Genomic DNA, 14,017 nt, shown 5'->3' with positions numbered 1-14,017 from the left:
ATGAGTCAGATTTTAAAAAAACCGAAATACAACGACACAGTCCTGCTTGCCTTAAGTGTGCTGGCTCTGGTAAGTGGGGCAATCCTGCACTGGAGCGGCAACCCTGCTTTCGCTGACTGGTGCTGGATCGCCAGTGCGGTCCTCGTTGCCGCCCTGTTGCTGATCGAGAGCGCAATACGTCTTTGGCATAGAGAGGTGCGCGTCGACCTGATCGCTCTGCTAGCGATTATCGGTGCACTTCTGCTCGATCAGTCACTGGTAGCTGCTGTCATCGCAGTAATGCTAACCGGCGGTCAGGCACTTGAGGCATACGCGCTGCGACGGGCACAAAAAGAGATCAGCAAACTCATTGAGCGAGCGCCAATCTATGCGTGGCGACATAAGAACAACAACGACGGGCTCGAACAAATTCCCATCGCAACAGTCGTTGTCGGGGATCGTTTACTGGTACGTTCAGGGGAGCTAGTTCCGGTGGACGGCGATGTGCTCGACCCCGTTGCCATTCTGGACGAGTCGTCGCTCACCGGTGAGTCGCAGCCAGCGAAGCACGTTCTGGGTTCACGTATCCAAAGCGGCAGCGTAAACGCCAGCATGCCCTTCGATATGCGCGCCGCTCGTCCAGCAGCGCAAAGCACCTATTCAGGCATCGTCCGGCAGGTTGAAGAGGCGCAACGTTCGCATGCGCCGCTCACCCGCATGACAGACCGTTTTGCATTGCTGTTCATTCCGCTGACCGTAGGCATCGCGGGGATGGCCTGGTTACTCAGCGGTGAGGCCGTGCGCGCGCTTGCCGTGCTTGTTGTCGCAACACCCTGTCCGCTGATTCTGGCAGCGCCCGTCGCAATCGTGGGGGGCTTGTCACGATGCGCCAAGCGTGGAATTCTCGTAAAAGGCGGTGCCGTGCTCGAGGCTCTTGCTGGGGCACGCATGCTATTTTTTGACAAAACTGGAACCTTGACGACAGGCAAGATGCTCCTGCTGGCGATTGAAACCGGTGGCCACATGGAAGAAAACGAGCTGGTGCGGGTGGTGGCATCCTTGGCTCAGGCTTCGACACACGTGGCTTCACAAAATATCGTCCGTATCGCACAAGAGCGTGGCCTCGTCCTGAGCACACCTTGTGACGTTCTTGAAGATGCCGGGGCTGGCCTGAGTGGCAGGGTTGATGATCAACATTTGGTCCTCGGTAGCTATGCTTACGCCATCCGTAACGCCGCTCCTTCGGCCTGGGCCCAGGCATTCTTGCGCAAGATGGACTATGACAACGCCACCGGCAGTTTTGTCGTGGTCAATGGCGTCATGCTTGGTGCGCTGAGCTTTGCGGATCGACTGCGTGACGATGCTCCACGCGCGGTGCGCAAGTTGCGGCAGGCGGGCATTCAGCGCATTGTGATTCTAACCGGTGACCGCCTTGAGCCGGCCCAAAGCGTGGGCGCGGCCGTAGGTGCCGATGAGGTGCACGCTCAGCTTCATCCTTCGGACAAGTTGTCGCTAATTGAAAAGGCTCCGGCAGAAACACCTTCAATTATGGTTGGGGACGGCATCAATGATGCGCCGGCGCTGGCGGCTGCCAGCGTAGGCATTGCCATGGGAGCGCGCGGCGCTACAGTTGCCAGTGACACGGCCGATGTTGTGTTGCTGACGGATCGTCTTGATCGGATCGCAGAGGCGCTGGATATCGCACATCGTACCCACAGCATCGCCAAGCAGAGCATTGTCGTGGGCATGGGCTTATCGCTGCTTGCCATGTCGGCAGCAGCGATAGGCCAGCTTCCGCCACTCACGGGTGCCATTCTTCAAGAAGCCATCGATGTAGCGGTTATTGCCAACGCCTTGCGTGCAATCGGCGCAGGGCGTGGCGCCGTTGCGTCGCCTTCCCTTAGCGCGCAGGCCTTGACACACATCGAACGGGAGCACGCCTTTCTAGCTCCCCTGCTTGCGCGCACGCATGATCTGACAGATCGATTGCTGCTTCTTCCTCGGTCAACGGCATTGAGCGAGTTGAGTGCGCTAATCATACAATTGCAGCAACAATTGCTGCCGCACGAACAAAGTGATGAGGCGCAACTCTATCCCAAGCTGGCTGAAAAGCTGGGCGGCGACGATCCGCTCGCAGCGCTAAGCCAAAGCCACCGCGAGATCTTCAGGTTGCTACAGCTGCTGGAACGCATCACCGTGGATGCAACAAGCGGCAGCGCCAGCTCTGCACCCAGCCTACGCGAAATCCACGGGGTGCTGCACCGCCTCGATATTGTTCTTGATTTGCACTTTGCACAAGAAAATGAATTGTTTCGCAATTTTGATACGGTCTAAATCCCTTTTGGTGCGGCGTAAATCTCGTCTGCCAGGTTCGCTGACATTTGGACATAAAAATGACTGGAATATGGCGGGCGTATTGGTCCGACTTGAGCGCTCTGATGAGTCAAACAAAACTGCCCCTGACTGTAACCTGGTCACCTGCGAACCATTTTGCGAATACGACAGTCTAGTTCACTCACCCGGCCATCACCATAAACCTTGCGGTTTTCTTATTACACTGGTAATTGGTATTAGATCTTCGTTCAAAAATTTCATGCAGTGTGGATTATCTGTGAACCATCCGGTGCCATAATAGCGAACATCATCTATTGCCAGTCAGACAACCCGATCCGATCATGCAGAGCGATGCATTCTGCGTGGCAATCCTGTTCAACGACTTAAGATTTCGCCTACATGACAAGCTATACGGCAGCAAGCACCCCGTTGTGCAAGGAAGTTCATTGAAATCCAGCCTGAAACACGCTCTGAGGCTGATACTCATTGCAAGGTGCTCTCTACTGCTTGCAATATGCGTGCTCCCGTTCCAGCCCGCCACCGGGGCGACTGAGCCCGAAATAATAAGATTACAGTTGAAATCCCGGCCGTACTTTCAGGCAGCAGGGTTCTATACGGCCCAGGCACTTGATTTTTACCGTGCAGAGGGGCTCGACGTGCAGATTTTGCCGGGTGGCCGAAACAAATCATCACTGCGAAGCGTTGCGGATAAAACCGCCGAGTACGGAATCAGCGACATTTCTGTTCTGGCAGCATATTTGCAAGGTGCTCCCTTTATTGCGCTTGCTTCCTTTTACCAACACGCCCCATTCAAACTCATCAGTCTGAAAAGCAACAACATCGTTGAGCCCGAGGATCTGCGCGGACGTAGAATCACCGTGGACAAAGAAAACGGGCTGACCCATCTGCAGGTGCTTTTGCAGCAGCAAGACATACCCCTGTCCGCAGTCACTATAGTGGACGGCGATGCGCGGATGGAGGAACTGCTTACAGGCACAACAGATGTTATTGGTGTGCACTCTACTTGGGAGTCTGCCAGTCTTGATGCGCGGCATATTGCCTACAACGAGATAAATACGCAGGACTATGACATTGATTTTTATGGCAATACCCTGTTCACTCATGCCGATGAGGCCAGATCTCATCCAGAACGACTAGAAGCCTTTCTGCGCGCCAGCAAGAAAGGATGGATGTACGCGATGGAGCATCCCGACGATGCCGTACGTTTCATTCTTCAGTCTGGGCACGCCGGCTCAGTCACGCAAGAAAGGTTGATGCAACAGGCCGATGAAATGAAAGGTCAGGTGCTTGCTGATCTCGTAGATATCGGACACATGAATACCAAGCGCTTGCAGCGGATTGCGAATACGCTAACTAACATGAACATCGCGCCAGCGGCGCGGCCGGTGCAGCAGTTTCTTTATGATCCGGTCAGCAGTCAGAAAAGCCGGTTAATGCGCAAAATATTGATCGCGACGATTGCCACAGCACTATTCGTGCTCATCTTATTGCTCTGGAATGTGTTAATGCAGCGGGCTGTCAAGAATCGCACCAGTGCTCTGCAAGACGAAATTGGCAAACGCATTCTTGCTCAGGGACGGTTATCAGAATCAATCCGCACCGACCAGCTTACCGGTCTTCCCAATGAAAGAGGCATTCCTGACCGTGTGTCCCAGCTGTTGGCCGACTGTGCTGAAACAGAACGGTACGCGGCGCTGCTATTTATTGACCTGAGCAATTTTCAGCGGATCGCGGTGACTTTTGGTCGGGATATCAGCGACAGTATCATCGTCAAAGTGACACAAGTGTTGTCGCGTGGCTTAAAACCAGGCGATTTTCTAGCACGGGTGGGCGGCGACCAGTTTGTCATCATCCCGGCTTATCAGCATAAGTACCGTCAGAGACTCGCCGACTATGCGCGGGAGTATGCTGAAAAGTTGCAACTACCCTTTGAGTCACTGCTGCGAGTAAAGGGTCGTGAGCAGCAGATTTCCATGAAAATCGGCATTGCCCTCTCGGAGTCCAAATGCCGGTCGGCTGATCTATGGATCAAGCGCGCCGAACTTGCGATGCATGATTCCAAGAACTCAGAAAACGAAACAGTCAGTTTCTTCGACCCAGAATCAGAAAAGAGTGTGCTGTCCCGGTCGAACCTTGAGCTTGATATCCGAAGAGGGCTGGCACAGTCCGAATTTATCCCCTTTTATCAGTTGCAAGTTAACGAAGCCGGCGAAGCAATAGGTGTCGAAGCGCTGATCCGATGGCAGCACAGCAGGCGCGGTATGATCAATCCGGACACCTTCATTCTCGTGTCGGAAGAGTCTGGCCTGATCATCGCTGTGGGAGCCTGGATGATCGAAACGGTATGCCAGCAGCTAGTGGCTTGGGCACATCAACCAAATCGACGACATCTTTCGATTTCTGTTAACGTCAGCGCCCGCCAGCTTCATCATCCTAACTTCGTAAGCACGGTTCAGGACATTCTTGAAAAAACAGGCGCAAATCCGCACAGACTACGCTTCGAAGTCACAGAAAGCATTTTCTTGAAAAAAACCCAGGCAACGATCAGCAAGTTGCGGCAGCTGAAGGCAAAGGGAGTCACCTTTTCGCTGGACGACTTCGGAACCGGTTATTCCTCGCTGGCCTATCTATTGCAGCAACAGATATTTTCTGAGATAAAAATCGCAAAACCTTTTGTCAGCGTTGCCTTGTCAAACCCCAACGCCGGCAAAATCATCGATTCCATCATCACTCTCGCGGGCTGTCTGGATATGACGATCGTCGCTGAAGGTGTTGAAACCATAGAACAGCGCGATTATCTTTACCAACATGGCTGCCGCCAATTCCAGGGTTACCTTATTAGTCGGCCCGCTCGACTGAGCGAGCTGGAAGAGCTGCTTGACAAAAACACAGCCCAATTCTGATCGATAAGCTTTATGCACGGGAAACCCGCCTCACGGCACAATACTTGGCTTTTTAAAACGTATAAGTCTGGCGTATCGTGCCAGCCAAAATACCGATAACAGCTTGGGGCACCAAGCAAAAAAAGGCACTTAGATCGCTCTAAGTGCCTAATTTTATTGCAGGTTTTGTGGTGGGTGCTGACGGGTTCGAACCGCCGACCTACGCCTTCAATAGGAAAACAGTTCCCAAGGTGCCGCCAAGAGCAAGCCGGCCAGTTCTAGGTAGCGTAAACGGGCCGGATTGTTCTCGTCCAACGTCACGTATTCATTGAGCCTGTAAATAAAACTGTGTAAACCGCCTATCATAAAACCCTGCATGGGTAAGGATAGCCGTTCACCGTCTTGCCATCCACAGCGCTGCGGACAACCTCGGCAAACGAGCCACCAACACATGCCGGCGATTACATCGCGGCTGGGCAATTGCATGCCATCAAACTGCAGCGGGCTGTGTTGATCATGCAAAGACCTGCGGGAATTTTGCTGTCAGAACGTAATAGTCAGTGCCGCGCTCAATCAGCGAAAAGCCCTTCATCTCAAACAGCGCCTTTTTGCTCAGCGGAGGCGTCCACTCAAAGGGCTTGCTGCCTTCGTGCTCGTCCAGAAACTGAACGATAGGAAGGATCTTTTCAGAATGGCCTTTGAACGTGAGTGGCCATGACTGGCTGCGGTTGTTGATGCCGTCGCCCACAGACTGCTTAAAGCCGTCGCCAACCTGAGCTTCGAGCACGCGATAGGTCACCTCGCCCTTGGCATCAATGGATGGCGACCATGTAAATACCTTTGCCATACCTCACCATAAAAAAGGCCCTGCGTTAGCAGAGCCTGAGAAATATCAATTCAATTAATTGTATTAACAATATATACTTGCTGCTTTAATTTAATGTTATTACAATAAACTCATGCTTACCGTCATTGAAACGCCCATATTTATGCAATATGCGGCCTCTGTATGGAGTGACGACGAGCGCGAAGCGTTCATAGACTGGATTGCGCAAAACCCGGAATCTGGGGATGTTATTCCCGGCGCCACACCGCTGAGAAAAGTCCGATGGAGCCGCGCCGGCACTGGTAAGCGAGGTGGCGTAAGGGTCATCTACTACACGACGTTGGCCGACGGTACGGTCAGTCTTTTGATCGTGTATCCCAAATCAACCACCGATAATCTTTCTCAGGCGTTCCTGAGAGAACTGCGTAAACTTGTAAGGTAACTTCATGCCTAAAACCAATGAACTTAGCCAGTTTGAGCGTGATCTGCTGGAGTCTGTCCGGCAGGCAAAAAGCGGCGAGCATGCCCGCGTGCATACTCCTGACGAAATCCAAGCACGACGCCCTGGCCGTCCTGCGGGCTCCACGGCGGAAGTACGTAAAGTATCCACGACTATCCGGTTTGACCCGGATGTCCTAGAAGGGTTGCGCGCCACCGGCCCTGGTTGGCAAACACGCGCAAACAATGCCTTACGAGAATGGCTGCGCGAGCACAATTAACCCGAATATCTAAACGAACTGACCATTCCTAATCCTCCAGTCGACACCACCGGGACGGTGAGAGCGCAATAGCTCATCCAAATAGCCAACTCGTTGCGGCAGCTATGAAGCCCCCCCCACCGCCACCTATGCTGCTAAAGAGCGTGGACGCTGCCACGGAGCTCAATGGAACTTGCCGCTTATGTCCGTTTTTCGTCTTATCGAGAAAAACCGTACGTTGGTCGATATCGACTGATCCAGTGTCAGCGTATACATCTCTCGCAGCCGCATCGCAGACTCTAGCGCCAGAACAAACATGAGCCGCAGCGCTGCTGGGTACTGTAATTTGAACGGCCGGCGCTTACGCGGCAACACGCCGCCCTGGATCACAGACAGGATCTTTTCATACCCGCCCTTTTCAAGGCGTCTGTCTCGCTCTATATCGATGCGCGAAACACCCGCGATGGCCACATCCGTGGCAGTGTATTGTGCATACCCGTCTGGCAGGCTGCGCAGCGGATGATCAGGAAACTGCACATAACCCTTGCTTCGTGCGGCGCTCTTTCAGGATTGCTTTCGACAATAAAAAAAGGCACTTAGATCGCTCTAAGTGCCTAATTTTATTGCAGGTTTTGTGGTGGGTGCTGACGGGTTCGAACCGCCGACCTACGCCTTGTAAGGGCGCCGCTCTACCAACTGAGCTAAGCACCCGTATCAGAATTTAAAGCTCTGTGGGCCACTTGCGCTGCAACTTCAACAAGAAAAATATTATAGCGTATTGCGCACACTGGCGCAACACGCTAAGCCAACATTAGTTGACGGCGTCTTTCAGGGCTTTGCCAGGACGGAACTTAGGCACACGGGCCTTTTTAATTTTGATCGCTTCGCCGGTGCGTGGGTTGCGACCGGTGCGGGCAGCACGCTCAGTTACAGCAAAGGTGCCAAAGCCCACTAGCGTCACTGAGTCTTTTTTCTTCAGTGTGGTTTTGACGGCGCCGATGAACGCCTCAAGCGCGCGGCCAGCGTCAGCCTTCGACAGATCGGCTTTGGTGGAGATGTGTTCAATAAGCTCTGTTTTGTTCATTAAGGATTACCCCTAAAAAATTATTTTGGCCAAGCCCGCACCCGAACTTGGCTTGATTAAAAACTAGGCGCACACCACTGCCGTACCTATTGTGGACGACAACCCGGGCGCAACTAGGAAGCGCTGCTGGCAACAACTGCACTCAGCTGGCTAACGCGTATTAAGCCTTTGAAAGACAGGCGTGTCAAGTGGAAAAGCCCTCAAAACCCGCATATATGCTTACTTTTAGGCGTTTCACAACAGCCTATTAATTAATTGTAAACTTTCAGTTCAAGACTGTTGACTAACGTGAAAATTTGCACTCGTGGCGATCAAAACGCGGCCTACGTCAGAGCCTGCTCGAAATCGGCGCGAAGATCTTCAAAGTCTTCGATACCTATAGAGACACGCAGAAAGTTATCTGAAATACCCATTTCGGCGCGCCGTTGCGGGCCCATCTCGTAATAAATGGTGTGTGCAACGGGCAGTACCAGAGTACGGTTATCACCCAGGTGGGTTGCCAGTGCCAGCACTTGTAAACGGTTCAAAAACTCGAACACGTCAACATCTGCGGCCAGCTCGATGCCCATCAAGCCCCCGTAGCGCTGCTGAAACAACGCGGCAGCCCGCTCATGTTGTGGATGGCTGGCCAGACCTGGGTAGTGCACTTTCACAACCCGCGCGTGTTCCGCAAGGTATTGCGCCAGTCCGAGCGCATTGGCGCATATGCGTTCCATGCGCAGGGCCAATGTTTCAGCACCCACTGCAATGCGGTGAGCCGCATCCGAAGACAAGGTGCCACCCATGTCGCGCAGGCCTTTTTTCTTGATCTGCGTTAGCCCCCATGAAGCGGGCTTGCCCTTGCGGTAGGGCTCAGCAATATTGGGGTATTTTGACCAATCGTACAGCCCGGTGTCGGTTACCGCCCCACCAAGCGCATTACCGTGGCCACCTATGTGTTTGGACAGCGAATTAAATATTAATGAAGCGCCAACGTCTTTACCGCGACACAGCAAAGGCGTGGTCAGGGTGCCGTCAACCACATACGCCACGCCATGCTCGCTGCACCAGTCTCCTATGGCCTTGAGGTCTGCAATCTGGGTACCGGGGTTGGCAAGCGACTCTGTGAACACCATACGAGTCTCAGGGCGCAAAGCAGCAGCCACATTGGCGACGTCAGTGGCGTCGACAAACGAAACCTCCACGCCCAGCCCTGCCAGCGTGGCCAGCAGGCTATTGGTATTGCCAAAGATATGATGGCTGCTGATCAAGTGGTCGCCCGCCTTGAGCAGCGTAAAAAATATTGCTGTCAGCGCAGCCATACCGGTTGCAAAGCTAACAGTGCCAATGCCCTCTTCCATTTGCGTAATCTTGTTTTCGAGCGCTGCCGTGGTCGGCGTACCCTGGCGAGCATAAGTGAAACCTGGCCTGCCCTGGAAGACGGCAGTCAGATCGCGGGAATCGGCAAACGCGTATTCAGATGAAGGATGCAGAGGCGCGTGAACCGCACCAAATTCAGAGTGGGCGCGACGATCAGCATGGACGATGGTTGTGGTAAAGCCGTTTTTCTTCATGGTAGCGACGGAGAGAGTAAACCTGAGCCAAAACTGGCAGCCCCGGCCGCCTCAGGCAAAGGCAGCCGGCCAGCAACGTTAAACCTTCCGTTGTCTTACTGTTTCGTAAAGACACACAGCGCTTGCAACACTGACATTCAAACTTTCTACCGAACCCAGCATGGGTATGGTGACAAGCTCATCGCAGGTTTCACGGGTAAGCCGACGCATGCCCTCACCTTCGGCACCCATGACCCAGGCCATGGCGCGACGGCCGTCAACCTGGTGCATGCTCTGCTCTGCCTCGTCATCGGTGCCCACAATCCAGATATCACGATCTTTGAGCTGACGCATGGTCCGTGCAAGATTGGTCACCATGATGTAGGGCACGGTTTCTGCCCCGCCGCAGGCAACGCGCTGCACGGTTTGATTAAGCCCAACAGCGCGATCACGTGGGGCGATAACGGCATGCACACCTGCGGCGTCTGCTGTGCGCAAGCACGCACCCAGGTTGTGCGGATCGGTGACGCCATCGAGAATCAGCAATAAAGGCTTCTCGCCTTTATCTTCTAGGGTATCAAGTACCTCATCTACATCAGCGGCAAGCAGACGTGGTTCTGCCAGCGCGACCACGCCCTGATGACGCGCACCACGCGCCAGCCCATCGAGCCGGTCTGGGGGTACAGGGCGCACGCGCACCTTGGCATTTTGGGCCTGCTGTATGAAGGTTTGCATACGCTTGTCGCGGCGCGACTCTTCGACGTACAGCTCTTTAATGGACTCGGGCGCGTGGCGCAAGCGGGCGACGACGGCGTGAAAGCCCGTCAGTACCTGATGGGAAGACATGTGGTTCCTTGAAGACGAATCGCGGTTATTTTAATCCCGCCGAGCCAGGCCCGGCGGGATAGTGCAAAACACGCTAGCGCTTGTTGTGGCCTTTTACAGTTTTTCGCGCTGTGGCGGCTTTGGCGCCACGCTTGGCTTCAGCCCGTCGTTGACGGGACGTGGTTCCTCTGAGCGCCTCGGGTTTGGTGGAGGCCGCACGCTTGATCTTGCGTTCTGGTTGTCCTGCAGGTTCATCAATGGCCGCCTTGAGCTCTTTGAACCCTGTGCCCTTGACCAGCCTGAATTCGATGCGCCTGGCTTCAAGGTCTACACGCGCTACCTGCACCTGAACCGCATCGGTGATGCGGTAGCGTATACCTGTGCGCTCGCCACGCAGCTCATGCATGGACTCGTTGTACTGAAAGTAATCCGAACCCAGCTCAGAAACATGCACCATGCCTTCAACAAATAGCGTATCAAGCGTAATAAACAGGCCGAAACTGGCCACGCCCGTGACGCGACCACTGAAGACCTCGCCGACATGCTCTTTAATAAACCAGCACTTGAGCCAGGCTTCTACGTCGCGCGAGGCATCGTCAGCACGCCGCTCTTTGGCAGAAAGCAACAGTCCTATTTTTTCCCAGATGGCGTGTTCACGCTCGCCCTTGGGCAGTGCTTCTGCAGCGATGGTGTCTTCGATATCGGGTACATAACGCTTGCCGCGCAGAATACTTTTTATGACGCGATGGGTCAAAAGATCAGGGTAGCGGCGTATGGGCGAGGTGAAATGCGCATAGTGGTCATAAGAAAGACCAAAATGGCCGACCTGCTCGGGGCTGTAGATGGCTTGCTGAAATGAGCGCAAGCACATGGTTTGAATAATTTCGCGATCTGGTCGATCCTGGGCAGACTTGAGCAAGACGGCGTAGTCAGATGTGGTTGGCTCATCACCCCCGCCAAGCGAGAGGCCAAGGTTGCGAAGGTAATCGCGCAGCGACTGCAGCTTCTCAGGGGTAGGCCCTTCGTGCACGCGGTACAGGCCCGGGCACTTATTGCGGGTCATGAACTCGGCTGCGCACGTATTGGCCGCAAGCATGCACTCTTCAATGAGCTTGTGCGCGTCGTTGCGTGCATAGGCCTCAATACGCTCTATTTTGCCCAGCGGGTTGCATACGATACGAGTTTCAACAGTATCAAAGTCAATGGCACCGCGTTTTTTGCGAGCCGCTGAGAACAGTTGATAAAGCTCGTACAGGTTTTGCAGATGCGGCAATACCTCGCCCATAGCGTGGCCCGCAGGGCCATCAGGCTGCTGCAGGGCACCCCATACATCGGTATAGGTGGTGCGCGCATGGGAATGGATGACGGCGTCATAAAACTGGTAGGCCGAGATTTGCCCGGCCTTTGCACCGCTACCAACGATAACCATGTCGCAGACCAGAACAACGCGATCAACTTCGGGGTTTAACGAGCAGATACCGTTGGAAAGGGCCTCGGGTAGCATGGGAATGACCCGACGCGGAAAATATACGCTGGTGCCGCGGTCAAACGCCTCTTCGTCTATGGCGTCGCCTGGCTTTACATAATGGGTGACGTCGGCAATAGCTACCAGCAGACGCCATCCTTTGCGCCTGCGTTTTTCAGTACCAAGTTCGACCGGCGCGCAGTAGACGGCGTCATCAAAATCACGCGCATCTTCGCCATCAATCGTCACGAACGGTACGTCACGCAAGTCGACGCGGTTTTTCAAATCTGCAGGCTTGACCGTATCGGGTAGACGGGTTGCGGCGTCGAGTACCTGGGACGAAAAAATATGCGGCACATCAAACTTGCGTACGGCGATTTCAATTTCCATGCCTGGATCATCGATTTCACCCAGCACTTCAACCACTCTGCCCAAGGGCTGCATATGCCGTGCCGGTTGGCGAATGATCTGCACCGTAACCACTTGGCCAGCTTCTGCCCCACCGGTATCGGCGCCCTGTATGAGTATGTCGTGCTTTATGCGCTGATCTTCAGGCACGACGATATACGAGCCGTGTTCCTTCAGAAATCGGCCAACCAGCTTGTCGGTGTGCCGCTCAACCACTTCAACAATCGTTGCTTCAGGCTTGCCGCGGTATTCGCCGTCAGGCTTGGCGAGCACACGATCACCATGCAATACCTTGCGCATTTCGCGTGGCGACAGAAAAAGATCTTGCCCGCCATCGTCGCGCAACAAAAAGCCAAAGCCATCTCGGTGGCCTTGCACTTTACCTGCGATGAAATCGAGCTGGCTGTTGGGCAGCAATTGCCCCTTGGCATTCAGCAGTATCTGCCCGTCGCGCTCCATGGCCTTGACGCGCCGGTCAAAACCTATAGAAAGCGGGTAGGAGGCACCGAGTGCCTTGGCCAGCGCCTTTGCCGTTATAGGCTTGCCCGCGGTGCGCAAATGCTGCAGGACTGCTTCTCGGGTCGGGACGTCCGGGTCGAAGTCGGGAGGGAGATCTTGGTGCCCCGTTTCCGCTTTGCGACTGTCGGGGTCGTTTTTAGATCGTTTGGACAAATGTTGTTTCCATTGTGAAAATATATAGGTTATACTTTGCGCCTCTTAAAGTTGTAGTGCGAAACGCAGTGTTAACCAACAAAGCGATAGCATACACTTTAATGCCCAGGTGGCGGAATTGGTAGACGCGCATGGTTCAGGTCCATGTGCCGCAAGGTGTGGAGGTTCGAGTCCTCTCCTGGGCACCAAAGTCTATAAAAAATGGTTGTCGAAAGACAACCTTTTTTTTGCGCCCAATAAGTGATGTGCCTGCGCGCATCACGTGAGGACGAGAAAGGTCGGGCATGCAGGCCCGGCCGGGGTCGCGCCTGTGTGACCGAGTCCTCTCCTGGGCACCACCGAATACAAAGATTGGCTGTCGAAAGACGGCCAATCTTTTTTTTGGTGCCCAGCAAGCGCCGTGCACTGAGCACATCGCGTGAGGACGAGACAGGCCGGGCCTGCAAAGCCCGGCCGGGGTCGAGCATGTGTGACTTAGTTCAGCAGTGCACATAAACCACCTGTCGTTGTCGTACTCTTGCAACGCCCTGCCCTTAGTACAAACCAGACAAGACACTATGACGACCATATCAGCATAAGCCATGCCTAAAAGAATATGCCTGGCACAACAAAGCATTGGAACAGACAACCCCACCATGACCGCTTGTAAAAAAGCATACTGAACCGAGTGTTTTTGAATACGCAGCCTGCACAGTACACTGACCCAAACCCACTCTGACAAGGCCACATCACTTATGCCAGCCCTCTTTCGCCTTTTTGCTTTAACACTGACTCTTGCCCTTTCGGCCTGCGCCGGCCGCCACGCTCATGACACAAGTAGCAATGACAACGCACATACCCGCTCAGGCGTGGAGGTGTACGGCGATATGAACGTAGGCGTGGGCAGCCAACGCGTTCGCTAAAGCGTACCCATGAGTTTGCTCAGTCGAACTCAAGCACACAGTAGTCAGGTAGAGGCGAGGGGTTATACAGTTTACTAAGGCTGTTAACAACAGCATTGTTACCGCTGCCTATAAAGCCCGCACAACGGCGCTTGTTGATGTGATCCCCAATGATTTCAAGGTCTGAAAAAATGGCGTCGTCCAACCCTGGGGTATCGTTGTTCTGGGCCTTTATTGGCCACGGGTTGGCTTCGCCCGGACGGTAATAGCCAATTACAGAGGCGTCGCTGGCACGATAAAAGCGGATGCGCGCGGCACCTATGCTCGCATACCCGTAATAGCGTTGACCGCGAATTGAAAAATGGTAGGGCATGATGCTCTCCTGTTTAGCTCGTTTGACACGATGTCGG

11 protein-coding genes and 2 tRNA genes are annotated in these 14,017 nt (G+C 54.1%); 5 read left to right on the top strand and 8 right to left on the bottom strand.

The window, feature by feature from the left end:
- Complete coding sequence (locus FQ179_RS03020) at positions 1-2,313, top strand: heavy metal translocating P-type ATPase (RefSeq protein ID WP_149395793.1); 2,313 nt, start codon at positions 1-3, stop codon at positions 2,311-2,313.
- Positions 2,314-2,654: 341 nt separating this feature from the next.
- Positions 2,655-5,237, top strand: a complete 2,583-nt coding sequence (locus tag FQ179_RS03015; RefSeq protein WP_149395792.1) for an EAL domain-containing protein — start codon at positions 2,655-2,657, stop codon at positions 5,235-5,237.
- 493 nt (positions 5,238-5,730) lie between these two features.
- On the opposite strand, the gene FQ179_RS03010 is transcribed toward FQ179_RS03015, so the two are convergent.
- Complete coding sequence (locus FQ179_RS03010) at positions 5,731-6,063, bottom strand: phage tail protein (RefSeq protein ID WP_149395791.1); 333 nt, start codon at positions 6,061-6,063, stop codon at positions 5,731-5,733.
- Positions 6,064-6,175: 112 nt separating this feature from the next.
- Here FQ179_RS03010 and FQ179_RS03005 point away from each other — a divergent pair, with 112 nt between their 5' ends.
- The gene (locus FQ179_RS03005; protein WP_149395790.1) at positions 6,176-6,484 is read left to right on the top strand and encodes a transcriptional regulator; all 309 of its coding nucleotides are present in this window, start codon (positions 6,176-6,178) and stop codon (positions 6,482-6,484) included.
- Between the two features lie 4 nt (positions 6,485-6,488).
- Positions 6,489-6,761, top strand: a complete 273-nt coding sequence (locus FQ179_RS03000; RefSeq protein ID WP_149395789.1) for a BrnA antitoxin family protein — start codon at positions 6,489-6,491, stop codon at positions 6,759-6,761.
- Positions 6,762-6,923: 162 nt separating this feature from the next.
- On the opposite strand, the gene FQ179_RS02995 is transcribed toward FQ179_RS03000, so the two are convergent.
- From FQ179_RS02995 to rnr, 6 genes are all read right to left on the bottom strand, one after another.
- Positions 6,924-7,277, bottom strand: coding sequence for a hypothetical protein (locus tag FQ179_RS02995; protein ID WP_255474809.1), 354 nt, complete (start codon positions 7,275-7,277; stop codon positions 6,924-6,926).
- A 98-nt stretch (positions 7,278-7,375) separates the two neighbouring features.
- Positions 7,376-7,451 (bottom strand) — tRNA-Val (locus tag FQ179_RS02990).
- A gap of 100 nt (positions 7,452-7,551) precedes the next feature.
- Positions 7,552-7,824, bottom strand: a complete 273-nt coding sequence (locus FQ179_RS02985; protein ID WP_149395788.1) for an HU family DNA-binding protein — start codon at positions 7,822-7,824, stop codon at positions 7,552-7,554.
- Between the two features lie 323 nt (positions 7,825-8,147).
- The gene (locus FQ179_RS02980; protein ID WP_149395787.1) at positions 8,148-9,377 is read right to left on the bottom strand and encodes a cystathionine gamma-synthase family protein; all 1,230 of its coding nucleotides are present in this window, start codon (positions 9,375-9,377) and stop codon (positions 8,148-8,150) included.
- A 78-nt stretch (positions 9,378-9,455) separates the two neighbouring features.
- Entirely contained in the window at positions 9,456-10,202 is a 747-nt protein-coding gene (rlmB, locus tag FQ179_RS02975) for a 23S rRNA (guanosine(2251)-2'-O)-methyltransferase RlmB (protein WP_149395786.1), read from the bottom strand.
- Positions 10,203-10,275: 73 nt separating this feature from the next.
- Positions 10,276-12,726 (bottom strand): ribonuclease R, encoded by a 2,451-nt coding sequence (rnr, locus tag FQ179_RS02970; RefSeq protein ID WP_149395785.1) that lies wholly within the window; start codon positions 12,724-12,726, stop codon positions 10,276-10,278.
- 103 nt (positions 12,727-12,829) lie between these two features.
- Between rnr and FQ179_RS02965 the strand changes: the two genes are divergently transcribed.
- Positions 12,830-12,914: transfer RNA gene (locus FQ179_RS02965), tRNA-Leu, on the top strand.
- A gap of 733 nt (positions 12,915-13,647) precedes the next feature.
- On the opposite strand, the gene FQ179_RS02960 is transcribed toward FQ179_RS02965, so the two are convergent.
- Positions 13,648-13,980 (bottom strand): hypothetical protein, encoded by a 333-nt coding sequence (locus tag FQ179_RS02960; protein WP_149395784.1) that lies wholly within the window; start codon positions 13,978-13,980, stop codon positions 13,648-13,650.
- Between the last annotated feature and the right edge of the window lie 37 nt (positions 13,981-14,017).

This window comes from Pusillimonas sp. ANT_WB101 (assembly GCF_008369125.1).
Lineage (GTDB): Bacteria > Pseudomonadota > Gammaproteobacteria > Burkholderiales > Burkholderiaceae_B > Allopusillimonas.
Note: the sequence above shows the minus strand (reverse complement) of the source record. Positions and strands in the feature narration are given on the sequence as shown.